The sequence below is a fragment of the Nitrosopumilus sp. b1 genome (genome assembly GCF_014078545.1).
Taxonomy (GTDB): Archaea; Thermoproteota; Nitrososphaeria; order Nitrososphaerales; family Nitrosopumilaceae; genus PXYB01.
Map to the genome: position 1 here is coordinate 315,068 of NZ_MU078723.1, position 20,614 is coordinate 335,681.

Consider the following 20,614-nt stretch of genomic DNA (forward strand, 5'->3'; position numbering starts at 1 on the left):
AGGTTGTAATTACATTAATCATAATTAAAGGTCTTTCATATTGACATGAGATCATTTCTAAAGAAATTGAAGATTTAAAAAACAAAAATGAATTTTAGAACATATTGCAGTTGAAAACATTACTCAATGGTATAAGTGGAATCATACCAGACGGGATTTCAGTAAAGGATTTCTCCATGGTGGCAAAAACAGACACCAATACTGCAGAAAGAATTCTAGAGGATTTAGCTAAAAATCAGATCGGTGCAAAAAAAGACGGCATGTATTTTTTTTCCAAAGGTGACAAGCTAAAATTTGCATTAATGACATTGCGGCAAGGAGCATCTATAGAAGAAGTATCTGAAAAGATAGACTGGAAGGATTTTGAGGGGCTTGTGGGGGAAATTTTACGCATTAATGACTTTGCAGTAGTTCAGAATTTAGTTCTGACAAAGCCACGAATGGAGATTGACATCATAGGCATCAAGATGGGCCTTGCAATGTTAATTGATTGTAAACATTGGAAGAAAACAAGCTTTTCTGCAATGCAGACAATAGTCCAAAAACAAATCGACAGGACAAAGCACTACATTACAAAAACACCAGGAGCGATTGCTGTACCAGTCATTGTGACACTGTATCAAGACAGAGTGGACTTTATCAAAAAGGTTCCAATAGTACCAATTCATCAGTTTGCATCTTTTGTCGATGAATTTTATGGAAATTTGGATCAGATGAAGGAAATTAAAGCATAGACACTAGAAAGAGTCCAATGCATCCTAAAAGGACGGCCTTTGTAATTTTCATGGAACGATCAATTGCTCTTGAATAATCACGATAAATGGTAGGACCCATTACTTTCACATCGGTTTCATGTTCAATGATTTCAAATGAAGCCGGCTGGATATTTTTTTCAGCCTTTTTTGCAATATCTAGGAACCAATTTGCAACATCTGTAGCCTTGGAGATAAATCCAAATTGATAGTAGCCATTTCTATTTCGAACACCCATTGTGGTGTAATGAGTATCAGAAGTACACAGCTCCAAAAGTTCATACCCATTGTTTGAAAAATGCTTTACCACATCTTCTCGGACTCCATTTTCCATGTTATTTGCATCTGCCCATCCAAGAAAATATTTTTTATTGTTTATTTGCAAACAGAGGATGCCTATCCCACCCATAGCCAAATCTTTAGCTTCAATATTCATATCACTTGAATTTGCATAACCAAATTCCAAAGGATATGTTTCCTTAGCTTTTAGAGCATCAAGTGCTGATTTTGATGCAGTAAGCAAGTCTTCGCCATCGACTTGTGAGATCTCTTTTCCCATGGCATTATGGCAATCTACAATCAAAGTTTTTTCAAAATTTCTATTCTTTGAGAATCGCTCGATTTCATTTTTGATATGCAGTGGAATGTCTTCCATGCCGTGAGGAGACAGCGACAAAAACAAAATTGCTGTTTTGCCAAATAAAATACCAACTGCTCTTGCTTTGTTAATCTGTATAGTGACAGGTTCTGTACTCGTTAATCCTTCATTAATGACTGATCCTGCAGAGAGACTTTGGAGATAATTATTCACTTCTGTTCTTGAGGGTAAGTTCAGAGAGTGGTCTGATATACTATGCATTACCATAGCAGAGGAATCAAGATTTTTGTAAATCAAATATGGGATGTTGCTTCCACCTACAGGATGAAATGGTCCTGGATGGATATCAGGCAGTACAATTCTAAAATCTACATCTTTGTCTTTAGTGTGAAATTTAATTTGAGTTGTGCTAACTTTGGATGGTTTTGATTGTTCTTCTATAATAGATTCAACCTCTGAAGGATCATTCTTAGATAATGAAAATAGATACGCTTGAACTAGCTGGTGTGTACTTTTTACATTCGGTAACCCAGCCCTATCAGTCCATCTTGACCAAATTGAAGAAATTGCAAGAAAAGCTCCGCCTATGACCAATACCCACGGTTCACTCAAAGTTGGAATCCAAAGTTCAGAAGGAATCATTGCAAAAAACAATGCCAAAGGCTGAAGCAGGCATACTAACCATGCCTTTTTCAGACTTGCACCAAGAGTAGTAGTAAAAATGCCTATTCTAAAGCTAGCAAAAAGAAACATGCCTTCAGTAATGTAGAAGAGATGTAATTCAGGTTTTGAGAGAACAAAGACAGAAAGAATGCCGGCAAATGCAGTTAAGAGCCAAAGTGCATTTCCAAACAAAGACATGTGTAAAGCTTTGGAGTATTCTTTGTTTCTGATAAAAAATGCATCAATGCGTTGTGTTACAAGTAAAATTGGAATTACAAGTGCTAAACGAAAAAGAATATCGTCGCTTTGACGATATGCAAAAACAGATACTGCTACTAGGACTGACACCACTGCAATAGAGAAAATTAAAGATGTGTAGTAGGAAGACGGATTAAGTAACGTCAGAGAATAACGCTTTTGGATCTGCGAAACGTCATCATGAGATTCAGTCATTTACACTCACGGAACTAGAAGAATTTCCATTGCCCATGAAATAGCAATCAAACCAATTGGAATTGATACAACAATCTTTGGATCAACTTTGAATCCTTTTGTTTCATCCTCAAAGAAACGCAATAAGCCAGCACTGGATGCAGGTAATGGTGCGCCTTTCTTTTTACTACTCATGATAAATCACCATTTTGAACTTTGGAATAAAAACTTTATTGAGTAAATTAGGTATGATTCAGGATTTTGCTTTTAGATAGATAATCAGTGCGACTAGCCCAATGGCACCACCAATGAATCCTATGCCAATCAACCATTCCTCAGAAAATGGATTTACAAATGATAATGTCAGAATTCCAATAATGAATAACACGGCGCATGCAATTGCACCAATTGCTAATTTACCCACCATACTGCCTAGAATGAATATCCGTAAATAAACTAACATGGATGAAAAATGTTTCTTTAAATGCAATGAATATCTTAGAGTATTTTGGGATTTTAATTGAAAGTAGCTCTAATCTATAATGAAAATAAGATTGATCCAAATGATGTGATAAATGTTTTTGGCATGCCCACAAAAGAACACTATAGTAAGAAAGCAGTCGAAAGAGTTGCCAGAGCGCTAGAAAAAGGAGGACATAATGTCAAAGTCATAGAAGGAGACATCCACGTCATTGATGAGTTAAAAGAGTTCATGCCAAAAGTAGTTGCCGGTGAAAAACCCGGAATGGTCTTTAACATGGCATACGGTGTTCAAGGTCAAAACAGGTACACACACGTACCTGCAATGATGGAAATGATGGGAATTCCTTACATCGGTTCAGGTCCAGAAGGTCATGCAATTGTACAAGATAAGGTAATGACAAAAATTGTATTGCAAAAAAATAAAATTCCAACTCCAGGTTTTTGGGTTTTTCGAACACCAGATGACAAATTTGATGACATGATTTTTCCAGTAATTGTAAAACCAAAGTTAGAATCCACTTCTATGGGAATGGAAGTAGTAGACAATTGGCCAGATCTACGAGAAGCAGTGCGAAAACAAATTGAAAAATTCACTCAAGACATACTTGTAGAACAATTCATCCCAGGTAGAGAGTTCGCAGTAGGATTACTGGGTAATGGTCCGACAATAGAGACGCTACCCATTGTTGAAATTAATTTAGAGGGAGATCCAAACAAAATTCAAACAAAAGATGACAAGGTAAAGAAAGGAGGAATGGATAAAATTTGTCCAGCCCCCTTATCAGATGAAAAAACTGAAGAGCTAAGAAAGCTGTGTAAAGATGCATTTTACACTTTGGGATTAAATGATTATACACGTGTTGACATCAGAATGGATAAGGATGAAAATTTTTACATTTTAGAATTAAACTCAATGGCAAGTTTAGGAATGGGAGGCTCATTTTTTCATGCTGCAAAGACTGCAGGTTATACATATGAATCACTAGTCAATAGAATTTTAGACGTGGCGGCCATCAGATATTTTGGCCATCCAATAACACAGTCAGAGCAATCTCCAGATACTTCAAAGCCACTCAGAGTTCTAACTAGAACATATCTCAGAGGGCACTTGCAAGGACTCAAAGAGAGCTTGGAAGATTTTGTAAATCTCAACACTCATGTTTACAACATCGATAATGTCAATGAATTGGCTTTAATGATTTCACGCAGATTAAAACACATGGGATTTGAAGAAAGCATACACAAGCAGTATGATATTGGTGATTTTCATTACTTTACAAATCACACTGAAAAAGAAAACGATGTTCTAATTGTTTCACACTTGGATACCCATTACGGACCACATGATTTGGTACACTATAGAGAGGATGACGATAGAATTTACGGCTCAGGCATAGCCGAAAGTAAAGGAGGGTTAGTTGTGATGCTAGGAGCACTACAATCCCTAAGATATGCCAAGAGACTCAAGAAGATAAAATGCGGTATTTTACTAACTACAGATGATAGTTTAGGAGGAAGGCATAGCAAGACGATTGTTGAGGAATATTCAAAGTCTTCTCGATATGTTATGGGTTTAAAATCAGCTAGTATCGATGGTGGAATCATCACCACATGTCATGGTAGAAGTGATTACCAAGTTAGATTTGCATCATCACCAGGAAAAAATAGCATTGATCTTCATGGAATTATTCCGGTTCTGAGTAAGAAAGTGCTTGCAATTGAAAAGATTTCAAAGAGTGAAAAAGATTTTCGAATAAGAACAACAGCAGTAGACTCAAAGGGTTCTCACGGACACACTCCAGATTTTGCAACATTATCACTAGTATCAAGTTACAAAACAAAAAAACTAGGAGATGAGCTTGATAAAAAAATCAGAAATGTTATGAAAAAGCGTGAATCAGGAATGGCAAAGATTGATGTGGAGATCAATAAAATACACAGCAGGGCTCCTGTCGAGGAGGAGGAAGCTGATACAAAATTTTATGAACTCGTTAAAGAGATTGCAGACCTTTTAGAAATAAAAATAAAACCTCATGCACAGATTGTTTCTTCTGATATTAGCAATGTTCCATCAGAGCTTGCAGCACTAGATGGATTTGGTCCAATCGGTCACAAGTATCGTTCACCAAATGAGTTTATTGTTCATGATAGCATTGTTGAAAGATCATCGCTTCTAGCATCTGTCATCTATAGATGTTCCAAGACAGAATAGAAATGTCAAATAATGGTTTAGATTTTTTCTTTATTTTAAGAAAAAGCACTACTGCAAGAGACTTAAAGACTATGAATAAGGGAAGATAGCAATTGAAGAATAACATAGGCATAATCATTAACCGATTAGCTGTTGGATTCACCTTTGCTTTTGTATATCAAATAATCGTAGGTATAGCAACATCCATTTTTTCATTACCACTAACTGGAAATATTCAAGACTTGGTTTCAGGCATTGAACAGTACGAAAGTGAACAAGGAGTATTGTTTATCACATGGTGGATTATCTCAACTATAGTTATCACAGCAGTTGCTCTACTAATTGTAAGATACAAGAAATTCATTTCCCCATACAAAGGTGAAAAAGACATTGACATTCCACCAAGAATCACAATTGTTACTGCAGTAATTGTTGGGGCTTCAATTTCATTTTTGTTCTTTCTGTTGGATTTAGTAATAGGTATATTCATTCCTCCAGGTTCAACCACAGACGTTCTTGCAATATACGAAGCTGCAAGTATTGGAGACTTTACACCATTAACTCTGAGTGTTATTTTTTCAATTGCAGCAGGATTCATTGTAGTTGGAGTTGCAAGTAAGGCAGGAAAAGTTAAAGAACTAACCAAAGATGTCGGGATTACAAATATTGCAGATATCGCAAAAATTGTAAAAAACATACAAAAAGAAACAAAGACATCATCAGATCTTGTCGGCCTACATCCTGGCGCATTGGTGCACGTAGGTAAGCAGCATGTCGATAAAGTTACCTTTGAACAAATTGAATTTGATGAAAAAACTTTCATTAGAAGAGAGCCAACTACTGTAGATGAATGTCTAAACTCTAAAGAAAAGAACACCATAACCTGGACAAATGTTGTTGGACTACATGAATCAAATGTAATTGAAAAAATTGGAGAATATTACAATTTACACATTTTAACACGAGCTGACATTATGAATACAGAACTACGGCCAAAGATTGAAAATTATGATGATCATTTGTTTGTGATTTTAAAATTGCCACACGTTTTGAAAGACTCTGGCAGATTATTTTTAGAAGACATAAGTCTAGTCATAGGAAAAAATTATGTATTATCATTTCAAGAAACAGAGGACGACGCGTTTGATTCTATTAGAGACAGATTAGAAAAATCAATAGGAGTCATAAGATCCAGAAAAAGCGACTATCTTGCTTATGCATTAGCTGACGCAATAATAGATCATTTTTACGTCGTGTTAGAAAGTATTGGTATTACAACCGAAAATCTAGAGGAAGAATTGATGGATAATCCCACACCTAGAACATTACAAGCCATACATATGCTAAAGAGGGAGATGGTTGCATTAAGAAAATCCATTTGGCCAATGAGGGAAGTCATAGATGGTTTTGAACGAATGGATTCCCAACTTATTGATGAATCTACAAGAAAGTACCTCAGAGATGTCTACAACCATACCGTCCAAGTGATGGACAACATAGAAGGCCTAAGAGACATGATTGGTGGAATGCTTGACACCTACCTCTCGAGTGTGAGCAACAAGATGAATGAGGTCATGAAGACATTAACTGTAATAGCAAGCATTTTCATTCCAATTACATTCATTGCTGGAATCTATGGAACTAATTTTACATACATTCCTGAGCTACAGTGGGAAGGAAGTTACTTTGTCATGCTGGGAGTAATGGTCATTATAGTTGCAGCTATGATGATATGGTTTAAGAGTAGAAAATGGGTCTAAAAGATGACAAATAAAGCTATTACAAGATCCTACGAAATTGTAGAAGGTACTACTAATGACATCGTTTCACGAGGATTTCAAATTTTCATGGTGGTGCTAATTTCATTAAATGTCTTAATGGTAATTGTGGAGACAGAAGAAGTAATAGCTTCTCAATTTTCAACACTATTTTATACATTTGAATTATTTTCAATTGTTATTTTTACAATTGAATATATTGGAAGGATAGTACTCTGCCCACTCAATCCAAAGTATGAAGGTAAAAAATTTGCAAGAGTAAGATTTGCATTAACTCCCATGATGTTAATTGATTTGGCAGCAATTCTACCATTCTTTTTGCCATTTATAGTTACAGATTTGAGATTTATCAGAATTATTCGACTATTGAGATTATTCAGACTATTCAAATTGGCAAGATACTCAGAACCCATGCAAACATTAGGAGAAGTTTTAAAATCAAAGATGGGAGATTTGGCAGTAGCATTCTTTATTTTATTTATTGTGTTGATATTTGCATCCAGTCTAATGTATCATGTAGAACATGAAGCTCAACCTGAAGCTTTTTCAAGTATTCCAACTTCAATGTGGTGGGGAGTAGTAACGTTAACAACAATTGGTTATGGAGATACATACCCGGTAACCCCTGCTGGAAAGCTGGTCGCAGCTGGAGTGGCAATTCTAGGAATAGCTGTGTATGCAATACCTACTGGAATAATGGCATCAGCATTTACTGAAGAGATGAGAAAAAAGAAAAATGCATCAAAAAACTGTCCCCATTGCGGCAAGGAGATTATTGATTAAGTATGGATCTGGAAAAAATCGAAGGTTCATTCAAACCAAATTCTGAAAAAAAATTCTCCGAATCAAAAAAAGGCATGGTAGCATCTGCATTTCCAGATGCTACAAAAGCAGGAGTAAGTATACTTCGAAAAGGAGGAAATGCAGTAGATGCAGCATGTGCTACTGCCCTAGCATTGGGCGTATGTGAGCCTCAGGCATCAGGCTTAGGAGGTCAGTCTATGGCAATTTTACATATTGGTGGAAGATCCATAGCCATCGATGGTTCTAGTAGATCACCATCTTTAGCAAATTCTCTAAAATATCAAAAAAAGAGTAAAAGTCTCATCGGATATCGAGCAAGCACAGTTCCAAGCACTGTTGCAGTTTTGGGATTTCTTCATGAGAGATATGGAAGATTAGAATGGCCAAAAATTGTTAGACCTGCAGTACGAATTGCAGAAAAGGGTTACAAGATTACAAAACTCCAACATGACTTGCAAGTTAGAGAGATGAAAAATTTTAACAAAGTCAAATCAAAATCAGGTGCAAAATATTTTCTCAAAGATGGACTGATACCATATGAAGTCGGAGAAAGATTCATTCAAGAAGATTTGGCAGATACTTTGCGTTACATATCAGCTCACGGATACAGAACATTTTACCATGGTCAGATTGCAAAAAAAATTGATCAAGACATGAGAAAAAATAAGGGATTGATTCGTGCTGAAGATCTTGCATGGATTCCTGAACCAATAGAAAGGACTCCGATAAGTAGAGCATACAGACATGTGTCAGTAGTTACACTTCCACCTCCGGCGGCAGGTAGAACTTTGTTGTTGGTTTTAATGATGTTAAATCACCTTCCTTCTAGTTTTCTTCGAAGCTCAAAACCAATTTCATATCATTTTATCGCAGAAACATTTAGGAAAGCATTCCTACATAGAGTTCAACGACCTTTTAATCCTCATACGTATCATCAGATCAAAGACAAGTTACATCTTGAGAGAGGATTTGCAAAACAGATGGCAGATTCTATTCACAACAAAATGGATGCTACTCTTCCCATGGAAGAACCATTTTTTGGAGGAGATGATACAACTCATTTGTCAGTTATGGATGATGAAGGAAACGCAGTAGGGATTACGCAATCAATTGAGCTTGCATATGGCTCAAAAGCTGCAGCTGAGGGATTAGGGTTTCTCTACAACAATTACATGTCAGCATTTGAATTTACAAATCCAAATCACCCATACTTTATCAGACCCAATGCAATTCCTTGGACTTCGGTTTCTCCTGCTTTGGTTTTTCATAGAGGGAAATTATGGATGGTTGTAGGCAGTCCAGGCAGTCAAAGAATATTTTCTGCCATTAGTCATTTTCTTTCCAGAGTAATTGACGGTAATTTACCCATGAATGAAGCCATCGATAGACCAAGATTTCATTGTACGATTGGCGGAGTAGTAAGCATTGAGGATGGAGGATTTGAGGACGAATTATTGGATTATCTTGCAGACATTGGTTACACTATTACAAAAAAAGAGAGATATTCATTTTATCATGGAGCAATTCATGCAGTAATTAAAAAACAAACAGGTTCAGGATATCAAGGAGTTGCTGAAGTACGAAGAGATGGCACAGCTGAAGGAGTAGATTGAAAAAATATCCAGTGCTATTATCAATACCCCATGGAGGTACAGAGAAACCTAAAGAATTACAAGAATATCTAAGCATTACAAAACACGATTTGTTTGATGATTCAGATCCATATGTTTTTGAAATCTACAACTTGGGAGAAAAAGTCCAGAGAGTAATCACTACAAAGATTGCAAGAGCATTTGTGGATCTTAATAGATCATTACAAGATCTGCCTCCAATAAATCCAGATGGACTTGTAAAGAGCATGACATGTTATCAAAAACAAATCTACATTCCAGGCAAGGAACCAGATAAAGAGATGATAAGTGAATTAATTGAAAAATATTACAAACCATATCATCGTCAAATTCAGAGATCATTATCAGAGCTAGAGTTGCAAGTGTGTTTTGATTGTCATTCGATGGCAGAGGTTGCACCAAACATTTCACCAGACGGCAATTCAAAAAAGCGTCCTTTATTTTGCATATCTAATCAAGACGGTAAAACTAGTTCAAGTGAAATGCTAGAAATATTGGCAGACAGTATTTCAAAATCATATTCAATAGATAGAAATGATGTCTCCTTAAATGAGCCATTCAAAGGAGGACACATAACAAAAACATACGGAAACAATCCCGTTCCCTGGATTCAGATTGAAATGAATCGCATTATGTATTTGGATAAAAAATGGTTTGATCACGAGTCATTAAAGATGAATGAGTCAAGATTGAAGGAATTGAATTCATCGTTTGGAAAATCCGTTGATTTATTTTTTAGCAAAATAGGCTAGGATTTTTTTATTTTTTCGATTGTTTCTAGTATGGAGTTTATTGTTTTGAGAATCTCTTGTTGCTTTGTAGGATCATTTTCTTTTTCTAGCTGAGATGACAGTGTATTTAGTTTATTTTCAAGCATTTCAGTCATGCTAGGTGTGGTTTTTGGAGTTTCAACGATTTTTTCTTCTTTTGGTTCTTTTCCGCAATTGACACATAATGCATGTCCATCCTTCATTACACGTACTCCTTTACAATACGGACACGGTTCACCAAGTAGTGTAGCACCTTTTAGCAACATTTCAACTGCTTTTTTGGTCAATTCTCCAGACATATGACTAGTTACAATTGTATGGTAAAAAGTAATTCTAAGAATTTTTCGCTAAACAGACAAGGCTTAATAGTGTGTGTAAAGGAATGTTTTTCGAACGAATGGCAGTAATCTGTAATACTTGTGGCCTACCCGAAGATCTTTGTGCATGTGGAGATCTAGCAAAAGACAGTACAAAAATTATAGTTCGACTTGAAACTCGCAGATTTAGAAAGAAAGGAACTATGATTGAAGGTCTAGATCCAAAGTTAAACAATCTTGAGAGCGTAGCAAAGGAATTAAAAAACAAGTATGCCTGTGGAGGAACCGCAAAAGACGGATACATTTTCTTACAGGGAGATCATCGTGATACAATCAAAGAATCTCTAATAAAATTAGGATTTGCAGAATCTTCAATTGAACTTCATTAGATAAGATTGGAAAAATCAAACAATATCTTACAAGGTTTTGGGATCCCATATTCTGCATTAATTTCAATAATTTTTGGAATGATGTTATTGTCATTCCCAATCGGAGCCTTTGTAGTTTTCAATACAGATATTGGAAATGAGATAAATTTTGAGTATCCAGTTAGTGGCTTAGATTTTTTCCTGACAGAGGCACAATATCAAATCCCAATCCAGTTTGAGTTGGGAGATGCATTTGTTATCATTTGGAGTATTTTTGCAGTTTTATTTGCAGTATCTATGGTTGGCCCAAAAAAGAATTTTATCAGTACAATCACGCCAGCATTACTACATGGCAAGGAACAATCTGAGAACAACTACTTGGTAGCTGCAATAAAGTGGTTTACAGTTTTGATATTGATTTCAGCTGGAATAACAATAGTTCAAGAGCAATTTGGAATTTTTACCACCCCTCCAGTGCCACAAAATAATTTGATTCAGTTTTTTGACGTAATGAAGGCCCCGTTAATTGAAGAGTTTGGATTCAGGGTTTTGTTAATAGGGGTTCCACTTTTTGCAATGTATTCACACAGAACCTCGGTGAGGCATTTTTTCAAGTCTTTATGGAATCCAAATTCCAACCTAAATCTCTCTGAAAAAAAGAAAGCCATTGCACTTGTTGTAATCGTTGCAGTATTCTTTGGTATCGCACATATTATTTCAGGAGAATCATGGAGTGATGGAAAATTTGCTCAAGCTACGGCAAGTGGAATTATTATTGGTTGGGCATACATCAGACATGGATTAGTTTCTGCAATTATAATTCACTGGGCAACAAATTATTTTGTTTTTTCATATGTATATTTAGTAGCAGATCTAAATTCAGTATCTATCAGTAATGCATTTTCACATTCAATGATTAATACGATAGAAATAATGTTCATAATTGCAGGAGCGTTATCTTCTGCAATTATGATAATCAAATATCAGCAATCAAAAACAAAAAGTACGCTAGAGATCTAGTGCTGTCTTTAATCCTTTGTAACGATTTCTAATTGTTACTTCAGTAACGCCTGCAGCTTCTGCAACATCACGTTGTGTTTTATTTTCTCCATTAGTTACACATGCAACATAAAGTGCAGCAGCAGCCAATCCCATTGGATCCTTTCCGGCTGAAATTTTTACCTCTTCAGCAGTTTGTAAAATTTTAGTTGCCTCTCTCTTTGTTTTTTCATTAAGACCAGCTTTGCTTGCAATTCTTGCTACACATTTTATCGGATCAACGACTGGCATCTTCAAGCTTAATTCACGCAATAGTAAACGATAACATCTAGCGATATCTTTTCTTTTGATATTGCTTGCATGCCCAATGTCTTTTAATGTTCTAGGAGTTTCGGTATCACGACAAGCTGCGTAAAGTGCAGATGCAATCAAAGCAGATATTGAACGTCCACGAACTAGTCCTTTTTCCAAGGCTTTACGATAAATGTAAGCAGCTTTTTCAATTACTGCATCACCGACAGCTAGTTTGTCTTTTAATCTATCAAGTTCAGAAAATGCTTGCCTAAAGTTTCTATCAACTGGTTCATGCACCTGGCTTCGACTATCCCAAGTTCTTAATCGTTCAATGGTACTTCTCATTGATGCAGAGAGGGGTTTACCAGTAGCATCCCTGTCGGCTGTTCCAATTATTGTTGCTAAGCCCATGTCATGCATGGCCAAAGATGTTGGAACACCAGTACGACTACGATTATCACCCTCTTCTTTTGAAAATGAACGCCATTCTGGGCCAGATTCTTCTACTTTATCTGTGATTACAAAACCACATTTGTCGCAAAAATTTTCCCCAGTATTAGCATCAGTCAACAAAGTTCCTTTAGCACATCTAGGACACTTGCTTTTTTGATTTCCAGTTTTTACCAATCGCCCAACCTCTAGATCTTATATTTAAAAATTTCTTACACATTTCTTATAAGTATGATCTTAGGAATCAGGAAAATTATAGTAATTTAGAAATTTTTTCACAAACATTTGGCTTTTCGTTTTGTGACATACAGTATTCCAAATCATCATTTGTATCTATATCCATCATAATTCTTCTGACAAAAACTAATGACCAGTTAGGAGTTTTTGACTTTGCAGTTTCTAGATGAATTTTATAGCTATCTTCATCATAGTGCGTCTCCATAAGATCAATTGGCATTCTCAATAGTGCATTGGTTCCATCAAATTTTCTAGAGGGAACCACAAGAGAGCATGTGGGATAGGAAAGAAATTTCAATAGAAAATCAATATCTTGAGATTTCATAAATGGAATATCCTGAGGAAAGACAATGGATGCATTAAAATTATTTTCAACTAGATACTTGTCGGCTTGGGCTACTGCATTATTTACACCAGATTCGTTTTTATCAACAATAGTAACTGCATTATATTTTTTAGAAATCGATAATGCATCCTCATCTTTTGAAACTACAACAATTTTGTTTATTTTCGGAGAAGTGGATAATGTACTGAGAACTTCATCAAACATTAATTTACATAATTCAGTCTTAACATCAGAGGGTAGATCTAATCTTGATTTTGCTTTAGAAAATGTCTTTACAGGGATTATTGCTGAGATGTTCAAGCTAGACGCGGACTTGTTTTAAGAGAAAAGATCCTAATGCATCTTCAGCCATTTTGTTTTTCATTGCGATTTTTGTTTCATAGACATGCATATCCAAATTCTGGATCTTTTTGGTTAGAAGTTTATCTTTTGAATCAATTACAATGTTAGAGCATACATCTGAATACATTTTTGCCAAGCCGTACGCATTTACTTCAATTCCAGCAGCTTCCATGTATTGCGCTGCAGGGCCACTAAATGCCTTATTTCCAATCAATGGGCTTACTGCAACAACTCGTTTTTTCATCTTTGATAGTTCTTTTCTAACTCCTTTAATTTGCAACATAGGTCCAATACTTGTCAATGGGTTTCCAGGAGCAAGAATAACCATATCTGCATCATGTATAGCATTGATTGCTTCAGGATTAGGTCTAGCTTTATCAGCACCAATGTATTGAATTCCTTCCACCTTGTCTTTTCCCCTATACTTTACCCAGTATTCTTGAAGATGTAATTCCCCTTTATCAGTAATAATTCTAGTTTCAACACTATTATCGGTTACAGGAATGACTTTGGCACCAACAGCAAATTTTTCACACATCCATTTTGTTATATCACTGAGGTTCTTTCCGTTTTTTAGCATATTAGTTCGAATTAAATGTGTGGCCGCATCTCGGTCCCCAATTCTAAACCAAGTCTCTTCTCCAAAAACCTCCATCTGTCTTAGAAAATTAAAAGTGTCTTTTTTAATTCCCCAACCACGTTCATAATCTAACAAGTCGGCTAATCCATATACAATTGTGTCAATGTCAGGGCAGACATACATGCCATAAAGCCAGTAATTATCACCGACATTACTAATTACATTAACATCATGTTCTTGTGAGACTAGACCCCTGACAAGCTTCACAGATCCCGTTCCCCCAGCAAGTATTGTTATCATATTTTTCAGCTCTTAAAACTCAAGTTTGATTTACGGTCACTCCATATTACTTTTTCAAAATCATGTACGAAACTTGAAGTTTGTAGGTAGATTTATTACTCAGTTGGAGGCGATCAAACTCCGTGAATGTCAAGGCAGTTCTTGTAACAGTTCTGTTTTCCAGTTTATTATTAGTTGGCGGAAATACCTCGGCCTTTGGAGCACAATTAGAAACTTTCGTAAATCCTAACTCTCAAACCTCGCCTTTTCAAATAAAATATCAAAAAACTGTTTTTATTGAATATGACGAAGGAGGGGAATTAGCAGATGCACTAAGAGGCACCGAAGACACCATTGCATTCAAGGTAGGTCCTGAAAATGAAGGAGTTCAAGGTTTAATGAATAAATTAAATCAAAAGTTATCACTTGATGGCAGTAGTGCCAAAGTCTCAGATGTTACTGTAGATTTTTCTGCACATATGACAGGAAGACCATTAAACACATCTATTGATTTTAAGATTGTTCTTACAGGAGAGATTACAGAATACATCATTGTAGAAAGACAAGGGTCACAACAACAAGCACTTGTAGACTTGGGTTGGAGAGGACTAACAGTCACAGGTCCTGTAAATATTCAAGGTGTTGATATCAACCATCCAATCTCTGCTATCGAATCACTTGCACCACAAGTATTTTCTGCAGTACAAGGTTCTGAAGCAGAGAAGTTATTATCAGAGAATTTAATTGATGCCCAAGGAATCAAAGACCAACCATTATCAAACTGGCACTTTTTGTTTGACCCAACAGGCATCAACGTTGATGCTGGAACATTTGGATTAGACGAATCAATTGCCGGTTTTGTCGTGTCTGCATATACAATGGGAGAAAGTAGCATTAGAGAAGGTCGCCAAGTAGAAAGAGTTAAGGAAGCATCATTTTCAGCAGACAGGACATATGTTATTAGGACTGTCCAATCATCAGATAATGCAAACCTTAGAGTAGTTGGTTTTGCAGCTATTGATAGTCTTGACGGTGTAGAAATTCTTGGTGTTACACCAAAACCACCAGAAGGATATGCAACAACTTCTACAGGTGAATTTCCAATCTTCATTATTTATGGAATGGCAGGTTTAGCTGCAGTTGGAGGAGGAGCATTCTTTGTATTTAGCAATAGACAGTTAAAGAAAGAAGGAAACCAAGGTCAGACAGGTATTGACCCATCAAGACTTAGAGGTTATCAAACTAGTGCAAGCTCTGGCGGTTACCAAACCAACAGAGGAGAGGCACAATTAGTAGATGGTGGTGACTATGCACAACATAGAAGTGTATATGATGAACAGCAATCACAACAAGATACCAAACCTTCAGAATCATCAAGAGGTTCCATGCCAAAAGGCTGGAAGCCAGAGTAATTCTATTTAGAATGCTCAGAACATTTTTGACATAAAATTGGTTTGTCTTTAGAGTAAACTAGTTTGGCATCAGTCTCCTTAGCACCACATTCAAAGCATTCATCAACTCTAACCATACAGTAAATATCTCATTTTAACATAAAAACAGTTTCAACAATAATAGAAGGATTACAGCTAGACAACAAACGTTCATGATGATTAGAAAAATAAAGTGCGTGTCAGGAGTAACCCTCCTTTTGTTTTCACAATATTTCGCTTTGCAGCCTACCTGAACCAAGTACAGGATCTTTAGGTTCTGTTTGGCTTTGCTCCATGTGGGACAGATCTTTCATTTCACTTCCTGGAAATCTCAGGCTTAACCATCATAGTACGCCAGGTGGAATTTTTTCTGCTCTGTTGCCGACCATCTCTGATCATCTATCTCCAGATCACATTTCCTGTATAGAGGGAGGAGTTTCCTCTGCCGTAGCAGCGTGTTGTGCTCTGACTCGCAATAATCAAATGGAGTAATAAGATTTGAGTTTTGCTAAAGGGATTCAAGAGGAATATTGTATTCTTTCAATAAAAATGAAATTTCACTTTCAGCTTTGATCTTTTTAAAATCGTTAAGCAAGTTTTCATTTAATTCAAAAAATGTATGACCCCATTTGAATTTGTCAAGCAGTTCTAATGCTTGTGAATCATATCCTAGGATGAATAGTGCACCACATAATGCCTCAACGGTTGTCAATTTGTTGATCTTGGAATAATTCACAGGGTTTCCTGCAAAAAGAGGAGGTAGTTTTCGTGAAATTCCTTGAAATTTTTGTATGAATGTCTGGTCTGCTAAATTCCATGAACAATCAATTGCAGTAATAGAATTAATCAGAGAATGATCCTTCTTTAGCAAAGTTTTTTCTGAGAACGGGTCTAAGATGAGGGATTTTCGAGTAGTCTTTTTGATGTCTTTAGCTAGTCCGAATTTGACAAGTTTTGCTGCTGTGCATTTTTTTGGGTCATCCTGCTTTAGCATTAAAACTTGTATGTTCAATAATTCAAAAAGAAGATAATTCTATTTGAGTTTATTCTGATACATCACGGATTATTTTGTAATAGAATTGTGATGGTTGGGAATCCTTTAGTATCTCAACAATCCAAGTTATCTCTGGTAGTAATTCATCACTTGATTCGGGTAGAATATCAAACTTTTCCAGTCTAACATCAGAACCACTGTACCTAATTTTATAATTGAATCCTTCAACCTCTACTACTTTGTAGATTTCTCCAGGGCCTCTTGTGGATTCTTCAACAAGACATCCAGGCCCAATTACACAAACTCCACTTTCGGTGGAAATCTTCATGTTAACGTTCGCTTCTTGCCCCCTAGTAGGAGTGAAGAGTGAGCCTTGAATAATCTTTGGATATATCGTGACATTATTTTCGGTGGTAGACACCAATGGAATTGAGATTAATTCCTCCGTTATTCTGTTGAATTTCTCAATGGATTTTGTGGGTGTTTTGTCGGTTTGAGTTACAGTCGGTTCTGGTTTTTTGTCAGTAACTGTAAATGAGGTGGAGAACTTTCCAAATTCTACATCGGCAATAATTTCATATTTTCCAATGGCAGAAGGAGATGTGGGAATTTTATATTCAAAAGTAAATGACCCGGAAGAGCCAGGCCTTATTGTTATAGCTTGGCCAGGAGTTCCACATACAAATGAACCACAAGTAATTTGTGATTTTGATTCATGTACAACATTAACGTCAACTTTCTCTAAATGAATGAATTTGTTAGGTCGTCCAGTAAAGTAGACAGTATCACCTAGAGAATATTCAGACTTGTCGGTTGATGAAATCAGGGATAATTTATCATCACTGCCTTCTAAATTATAATCATTATCTACAGAAAATACAGTTTCTGCTTTGTATTTTTGATAGTGTGAAACTACCTTGTATGTTCCCTCAGTAAATATAGTCACAGGAAGCACAAATGAGCTTTTGAAATTGCCGCCTGCATCAAGATATACAAATGCATCAAAGATTGTCTTGTATGGGAATGTAGATGACAAGACCTCAATTTTTGCTCTATCCTGTACAACTAGACCTTCAGAGCCCTGAGTTCTTTTTTGGGCAGTTCCTAAAACAGTAAGGGTTTCACCTGCAGCATAAACTGGTTTGTCAGTAAATATTTCTAATGGCAATAATGAGAGTGAATCATTTGTAGGATCTGGTGAAACTTTGAAGTATACACTGCTAGATTGCGAAGATGTAGATAGTAGTACCTGGTATGTTCCAAATACGCTAGATGTAGTAACTCTGGTGTTTCCTAATCCAGTTGCCTTAGTGTCTGCTACCGGAATACTCCAACTCCAAGTGAATTTTCCACCATTTGCAGTAGCGCCATATTCGTTTCTATCACCGCTGGGCTTGAACAGTTGAATCTTTATTGCATCACCTTGAATTGTAGTTCCAAGCTGGCCAGTTAAAGAGACAGTTTCACCTAGGCCGTAAATTTGTTTATCAAGGGTAGCAGAAATCGAGGTGCTACCAACTGTAAATGAATCAGTAATAGAAATTAATGCAGTGTTGGTTAATCGGTCATCATATGTGGCTTTTAGTTGGTAAGTTTCTCCACCAACAAAGACTGAGCGAGATACAGGAATTTGTATCATAAAGTTTCCTGAAGTATCAGGAATTCCGGCGTACACATTTGCAACAGTTAGGGATTTTGTAGTGGATTCTTTACTTGTTCCAGCAGCAAATGTTACAGGTTTTCCTTTAGAGTTTAGTAATTCGACTTTAACAGTTGGAGTTTCAAAGCTGGAGCGCTCTTTCTTGTCGTTAACTTTGCCTGTGATCTTTATTGTATCACCAACTTCGTATGATTTTTTATCAGTGCTTAATGAAAGCGGTAAGGAAGATGCCTCGTAATCGTTAGGATTCTCTACAACTGCAAACGACAAAAGAACAGTTCCAATATCTTTTGAAACTTTGACTTTGTAGGAACCCAATCTGCTGGAATCTGTTGAAAGTTTGAATTTGTATTCAAATGTACCATCTCCTGCAGGCCTTAACACATCAAGAATTTTGAAAGTGTTGCCACCGCTTGTTTGACCCTTGATATTGACAGCCAAGTTAGTGCTTTGAACTATCTCAAGGTCCAATGCAGGGACAAATACTTTGTTTAATCTACCTGAAATGGTTACGGTTTCACCTAATCCGTAAAATTCTTTATCAGTGGTTACTGTAATTAATTCATCATTTTTTTGGTCTTCACTTAATTGAAATGATGTTTCAATCTTTTGTAATCCATATTCTGCAGATATTTTGTATTCACCATAAACTGGATTAACTGTAGTCATAAAAATAGAAGTAGAAAACTTTGAATTTGTTGGATATAGTGAACCATCAAAAACTTGTTTACCATTAGGATCATAAACTTTGAATTTCATTCCCACATATTGTAAGACTTTGGATGTAGAACCAGTAATCAGCACTCTTTCTCCTGGAATGTAGGATAGTTTGTCAGTAGTAATAGACAATTCATCGCTCTGAACTTCTTTTTCTTGGGTTACAGAATCACCTACTGAGAATGTTCCAGTAGCTGTTGCATCAGAATATGTAACTGTGACTTGATATTCACCTGCGTTGATACCAACCACTTTTTGCAAACTTAGTGTAGTTTTGTAATTTAAAAAGTAATCAGGATACAAAGTAAATTCTTTATTGTATGATGGGCCCTTTACTGTAATTTTTATTTCTGCAGGTTTGAAAGAAGGCTTCTCAACAAATACTTTTTCAGATACTGAGCCGCTAATTGTTGCAGTTTCCCCAAATAGATATTGAGACTTGTCAATTGATAGAGTTAAACCGACAGAGCTTGATTCTGTTTTGGTTTCAAGTTTTCCATTTGATGAGCCGGCATTTGATGTTGAAAATTTCCAATCAGAGATGGAATTTCCACCATAAGCATCGTAGTTTCTTTGCCAAGATCTAAAATCATTACTAAGATCAGTAATTACTGGAGTCTCATCAATTACCGCACCTGCAGCGCTTCGAAGTTGAACTTTTTCTGATGTATCAGTAAACCATCCTGTGGTATACGAAAATGTTCTGAACTGTCCTGGATTAAGCTTTGTTCCATCGGGAATTGTTAAAGTCTTTTTCAAAACGGTAGTAGATGCAATTTTCCAACCACTAAGATCAACGACTGAATCAGTGGGATTGTATAGCTCAACCCATTCACTTGGGCTCAAAGCATCATTTCCAGGTGGATTGATATCAATCTCATTAATTACCACATTTTTTGCAACATTGCTAGTTTGTGCCATGGCAGGGTAGATGCTACCTCCAAGTAACAAAAATGCAAACATTACAAAGTATACATGATTTTTCATCTTATCACTATGCCTAGACTATTTTTACAGGACATTTTAGAATGAAATTGAGTAAAAGTTGAGCTTGTTGTGAAAGTTGACCTTAGATGCCTGGTTTCAAAGGGCGTTTCCATGCGTAAAAATTGGTTTTTTTGGTATTTAGAGAACGCGTAGGAATGATACTAATCGCAGTTAGGGCATTTTTTTCCAACTGTTTTTTCCCCACATTCCATACAAATGCCATCCCCAGTCTCTTTTTGGATAGTTTTTTTTCTATGAACTACAAAGGATTTGATTCCGATGAACAGTCCACCTCCAATTGCTATTGCATATGCTGGAGGCATAAACGGCATCAATCCAATAACAAACAAAACACTTCCTGCTAAAAGAATGAAATCACGGCGCTCAAAATACAATGAAAGACCAAATATCAGTAATTGATAAAAAGATATGCCGAAGCTCAGAGCCATAAAGTTCACTTCATATCAAAGTCATCACTCTAACTCTTCTTCATCGCTCGGCAGGTATAATGT

At 36.2% G+C, this 20,614-nt stretch carries 19 protein-coding genes and 1 other RNA gene; 9 read left to right on the forward strand and 11 right to left on the reverse strand.

Annotation, left to right across the window (positions count from 1 at the left end):
• Nucleotides 1-104 precede the first annotated feature (104 nt).
• Complete coding sequence (locus C6988_RS07690; protein ID WP_342752376.1) at nt 105-734, forward strand: hypothetical protein; 630 nt, start codon at nt 105-107, stop codon at nt 732-734.
• Here C6988_RS07690 and C6988_RS07695 read toward each other — a convergent pair.
• From C6988_RS07695 to C6988_RS07705, 3 genes are read right to left on the reverse strand one after another with little or no spacing between them, the layout of a single operon-like run.
• On the reverse strand, nt 724-2,466 hold the full coding sequence (locus tag C6988_RS07695) for a DUF2070 family protein (protein WP_182134465.1): 1,743 nt from the start codon (nt 2,464-2,466) through the stop codon (nt 724-726). The genes C6988_RS07690 and C6988_RS07695 overlap by 11 nt on opposite strands.
• A 6-nt stretch (nt 2,467-2,472) precedes the next feature.
• Nucleotides 2,473-2,640 (reverse strand): preprotein translocase subunit Sec61beta, encoded by a 168-nt coding sequence (locus tag C6988_RS07700; RefSeq protein ID WP_182134466.1) that lies wholly within the window; start codon nt 2,638-2,640, stop codon nt 2,473-2,475.
• A 58-nt stretch (nt 2,641-2,698) separates the two neighbouring features.
• On the reverse strand, nt 2,699-2,872 hold the full coding sequence (locus C6988_RS07705; RefSeq protein ID WP_182134467.1) for a hypothetical protein: 174 nt from the start codon (nt 2,870-2,872) through the stop codon (nt 2,699-2,701).
• Between the two features lie 93 nt (nt 2,873-2,965).
• On the opposite strand from C6988_RS07705, the gene C6988_RS07710 reads away from it, so the two are divergent.
• From C6988_RS07710 to C6988_RS07730, 5 genes are all read left to right on the forward strand, one after another.
• Nucleotides 2,966-5,140 (forward strand): M20/M25/M40 family metallo-hydrolase, encoded by a 2,175-nt coding sequence (locus tag C6988_RS07710; protein WP_182134468.1) that lies wholly within the window; start codon nt 2,966-2,968, stop codon nt 5,138-5,140.
• 92 nt (nt 5,141-5,232) lie between these two features.
• Entirely contained in the window at nt 5,233-6,879 is a 1,647-nt protein-coding gene (corA, locus tag C6988_RS07715; protein WP_182134469.1) for a magnesium/cobalt transporter CorA, read from the forward strand.
• 3 nt (nt 6,880-6,882) lie between these two features.
• Nucleotides 6,883-7,680, forward strand: coding sequence for an ion transporter (locus C6988_RS07720; RefSeq protein WP_182134470.1), 798 nt, complete (start codon nt 6,883-6,885; stop codon nt 7,678-7,680).
• 2 nt (nt 7,681-7,682) lie between these two features.
• Complete coding sequence (locus C6988_RS07725; protein ID WP_182134471.1) at nt 7,683-9,314, forward strand: gamma-glutamyltransferase family protein; 1,632 nt, start codon at nt 7,683-7,685, stop codon at nt 9,312-9,314.
• On the forward strand, nt 9,311-10,084 hold the full coding sequence (locus C6988_RS07730) for an N-formylglutamate amidohydrolase (RefSeq protein WP_182134472.1): 774 nt from the start codon (nt 9,311-9,313) through the stop codon (nt 10,082-10,084). Before C6988_RS07725 ends, C6988_RS07730 begins: the two co-directional genes overlap by 4 nt.
• On the opposite strand, the gene C6988_RS07735 is transcribed toward C6988_RS07730, so the two are convergent.
• On the reverse strand, nt 10,081-10,401 hold the full coding sequence (locus C6988_RS07735; protein WP_182134473.1) for an Sjogren's syndrome/scleroderma autoantigen 1 family protein: 321 nt from the start codon (nt 10,399-10,401) through the stop codon (nt 10,081-10,083). The two genes, C6988_RS07730 and C6988_RS07735, sit on opposite strands and share 4 nt — an antisense overlap.
• A gap of 98 nt (nt 10,402-10,499) precedes the next feature.
• On the opposite strand from C6988_RS07735, the gene yciH reads away from it, so the two are divergent.
• Together yciH and C6988_RS07745 are read left to right on the forward strand one after the other, a co-directional pair.
• On the forward strand, nt 10,500-10,808 hold the full coding sequence (yciH, locus tag C6988_RS07740) for a stress response translation initiation inhibitor YciH (RefSeq protein WP_182134474.1): 309 nt from the start codon (nt 10,500-10,502) through the stop codon (nt 10,806-10,808).
• Nucleotides 10,809-10,814: 6 nt separating this feature from the next.
• Nucleotides 10,815-11,807, forward strand: a complete 993-nt coding sequence (locus C6988_RS07745; protein ID WP_182134475.1) for a CPBP family intramembrane glutamic endopeptidase — start codon at nt 10,815-10,817, stop codon at nt 11,805-11,807.
• Here the strand turns inward: C6988_RS07745 and C6988_RS07750 are convergent.
• From C6988_RS07750 to cofD, 3 genes are all read right to left on the reverse strand, one after another.
• Entirely contained in the window at nt 11,796-12,707 is a 912-nt protein-coding gene (locus C6988_RS07750; protein WP_182134476.1) for a transcription initiation factor IIB, read from the reverse strand. The genes C6988_RS07745 and C6988_RS07750 overlap by 12 nt on opposite strands.
• Before the next feature lie 76 nt (nt 12,708-12,783).
• Nucleotides 12,784-13,413 carry a 2-phospho-L-lactate guanylyltransferase gene (cofC, locus tag C6988_RS07755; protein ID WP_182134477.1) on the reverse strand — a complete coding sequence of 210 codons (630 nt, stop codon included), beginning with the start codon at nt 13,411-13,413 and terminating at the stop codon, nt 12,784-12,786.
• A 1-nt stretch (nt 13,414) separates the two neighbouring features.
• The gene (gene cofD, locus C6988_RS07760) at nt 13,415-14,335 is read right to left on the reverse strand and encodes a 2-phospho-L-lactate transferase (RefSeq protein WP_182134478.1); all 921 of its coding nucleotides are present in this window, start codon (nt 14,333-14,335) and stop codon (nt 13,415-13,417) included.
• A 122-nt stretch (nt 14,336-14,457) separates the two neighbouring features.
• Between cofD and C6988_RS07765 the strand changes: the two genes are divergently transcribed.
• Nucleotides 14,458-15,726: a hypothetical protein gene (locus tag C6988_RS07765; protein ID WP_182134479.1), complete on the forward strand. Its 1,269-nt coding sequence runs from the start codon at nt 14,458-14,460 to the stop codon at nt 15,724-15,726.
• Nucleotides 15,727-15,939: 213 nt separating this feature from the next.
• On the opposite strand, the gene rnpB is transcribed toward C6988_RS07765, so the two are convergent.
• From rnpB to C6988_RS07785, 4 genes are all read right to left on the reverse strand, one after another.
• Nucleotides 15,940-16,218, reverse strand: an RNA gene (rnpB, locus tag C6988_RS07770) — RNase P RNA component.
• A 34-nt stretch (nt 16,219-16,252) separates the two neighbouring features.
• Nucleotides 16,253-16,756 carry a DUF367 family protein gene (locus tag C6988_RS07775; RefSeq protein ID WP_182134480.1) on the reverse strand — a complete coding sequence of 168 codons (504 nt, stop codon included), beginning with the start codon at nt 16,754-16,756 and terminating at the stop codon, nt 16,253-16,255.
• Between the two features lie 31 nt (nt 16,757-16,787).
• Nucleotides 16,788-20,102, reverse strand: coding sequence for a lamin tail domain-containing protein (locus tag C6988_RS07780; protein WP_182134481.1), 3,315 nt, complete (start codon nt 20,100-20,102; stop codon nt 16,788-16,790).
• 161 nt (nt 20,103-20,263) lie between these two features.
• Nucleotides 20,264-20,551 carry a hypothetical protein gene (locus C6988_RS07785; RefSeq protein WP_182134661.1) on the reverse strand — a complete coding sequence of 96 codons (288 nt, stop codon included), beginning with the start codon at nt 20,549-20,551 and terminating at the stop codon, nt 20,264-20,266.
• Between the last annotated feature and the right edge of the window lie 63 nt (nt 20,552-20,614).